We start from the raw sequence: 2127 nt of genomic DNA on the forward strand, positions 1-2127 counted from the left end.
AATTTTAGGGGTATTACTATTTTTAACTACAGTTGTTTTTTTAAGAAAGAGCCATCGAAGAAAAAATAGTAGTATGACTTTCTGGACTATATTGTATTTAATTCAACTATTTTTCCTAATTCATCCTTTATGTTTATTCATTTGGACATTACCCAATAGTAAAATAAACTTTGGAGATGGACAATTCATATTTTTACTGTTAAGGACGTTTCCAGTAAGTAGTTTTCTATTATTAATAATCGGAATTTATATAGATAAAAAACATAGAAAAGAAAATAGTAATATTATTACCACAAGCTAGTTTTGAATATTAATTAATTAAAAAACACTCCACAACAACAGCTAAAACTCCATGTTTCGGGTGACGCACCCTCACACGTAGTTTAGCCATTACGTTGCAAAACATTGGTGGATACTTCTGCAGTAAACTAACATGGCATATCTTTCAACCATACGAAGAAATTGATTTTTTATAAATTTCCTCTCAATTGATAGTCTTAAAATAAGTATTAAAGATAATATGAATGTTGAAGAATTTATTACATATAGATAAGGTACATGCTAAGAGAAAAATATTTATTTTATTTCTTATTCTTTTCTATCTATCCTATGTAAGAGATTACTTTAGATTTGAAAATTTTAGAAAATATAGTGTATTATCATTTGATAAGGCTAAAAATTTTAAGATTAAGGAACTGAATAACGATAGAGGATATTACACAATTGTATCATATGAAAAAGATAGTTTCTATATAACCTTCAATTCTTATGGTAGTGTACCAATAAGCTTAAATGATTCAGTAATAAAAGTAAATAATAGCTATGAAGTTGTATTAAAAGATAGTTTCAATAGTAGAACCATAGATTTGAGATATGTTTCTAGAAATTCTAAAATACATTACATTTTTGGGGATGTAGAAGATTTATCAGAAGATGGTATTGTAAAATAGCTTATATTACTGGATTTCTTCATTTTTAAAAATGACCTTTATATGGTTATGTAATCAAACACAAATTAAGCAGACAGTAACAATTAAACGTTTTGCAACAACAGCTAATCTCCAACCACCGGGTGACGCACCCGATTGTCGTAGTTTAGCATTTACGTTATCTACAACTAAACTAACAATGACAAAAAAGCATAATTATTTGAACCTGAAAATAGGTGAGGTTGAGCAATATTCTATGGTTGTAAAAAAGAAGGATATAGCCAAGTGGAAGTTTGAGGGGTGGTTAGAGTTTACAGAAGTTGGATTACCAAAAGGAGATGAAGATGCTTTTATGCTATATGGAGAAATCGAAAAAGATGAAATGTTAATTTTTAACAGTCCGAAACTACTTCATCAATTAGATAAAAATAAAATTTTAGGCTTAACAGTAGTAGATTACAACCCATATTTAGGTACTTATGGGATGGGAGGAGCAGGATTCTTTGGTTTTCTTCTTAGTAATAATGAGTATTTGACATATTCAGTTTGGAATGCAGGAGATTATATTATTGTTGATGACAGAGTTGTTGAATGTGATGAGGAATTGTATGGAAAAACTAAACCATGGATATCTAATCAAGGAGAAGATAAAACATGGGACGATTTATCAAATTATATTACAGGAAGCATAATAACAAATTATATAATTGAAGATGATAATTGTAGATTAGAGTTAGAAAAACATGGGAAAATAATTAATATTTCTTTTGTCAAAAACGATATTAAATTACCACGGAAAGTGGGAAGAAAACGTAACGCCTATAAGAAAGGTAATATTAAAGACTATATTATCTTTCAACATAAAGAAGGTACATTAATTGTATAAAAAGTAGATAACATTAGCTAACCTCCATCCACCGGTCGACACGCCCGCTGGTCGTAGTTTAGCCATTACGTTGGAGGTAATAAAACTAAACTAAAAATAGAATATTTATGAAATTAAAATTGATTCACCTTGTTGTTGTATTTACATTGACTAAACTAATTACTTTTGGGCAAAATGAAACTGATAAAGTTTTTGTATCACCTGAAAATACTGTAGAATTAGAATCGTATTTAGAAAAAAATGTAGAATATCCTTTAATAGCTTATAGTAATGGTGTTGAAGGGAATGTATGGGTTTCTTTTGACTTAAGTA

3 protein-coding genes are annotated in these 2127 nt (G+C 28.6%); all 3 read left to right on the top strand.

The window, feature by feature from the left end; translation table 11 throughout:
* Positions 1-524: 524 nt before the first annotated feature.
* Complete coding sequence (locus HGP29_RS28040; protein ID WP_168885789.1) at positions 525-950, top strand: hypothetical protein; 426 nt, start codon at positions 525-527, stop codon at positions 948-950.
* 31 nt (positions 951-981) lie between these two features.
* The gene (locus tag HGP29_RS28045) at positions 982-1815 is read left to right on the top strand and encodes a hypothetical protein (protein WP_168885790.1); all 834 of its coding nucleotides are present in this window, start codon (positions 982-984) and stop codon (positions 1813-1815) included.
* Between the two features lie 107 nt (positions 1816-1922).
* A partial coding sequence (locus HGP29_RS28050) for a hypothetical protein (RefSeq protein ID WP_211093440.1) occupies positions 1923-2127 on the top strand: 205 nt, incomplete at its 3' end.

Origin of the sequence: Flammeovirga agarivorans, assembly GCF_012641475.1 — a bacterium.
GTDB classification, from domain to species: Bacteria; Bacteroidota; Bacteroidia; order Cytophagales; family Flammeovirgaceae; genus Flammeovirga; species Flammeovirga agarivorans.

Excerpts from the sequence above, each read along its gene's own strand:
- HGP29_RS28040 (WP_168885789.1), top strand. The coding sequence starts at position 525 with ATGTTGAAGAATTTATTACATATAGATAAGGTACATGCTAAGAGAAAA.
- HGP29_RS28045 (WP_168885790.1), top strand. The coding sequence starts at position 982 with ATGACCTTTATATGGTTATGTAATCAAACACAAATTAAGCAGACAGTA.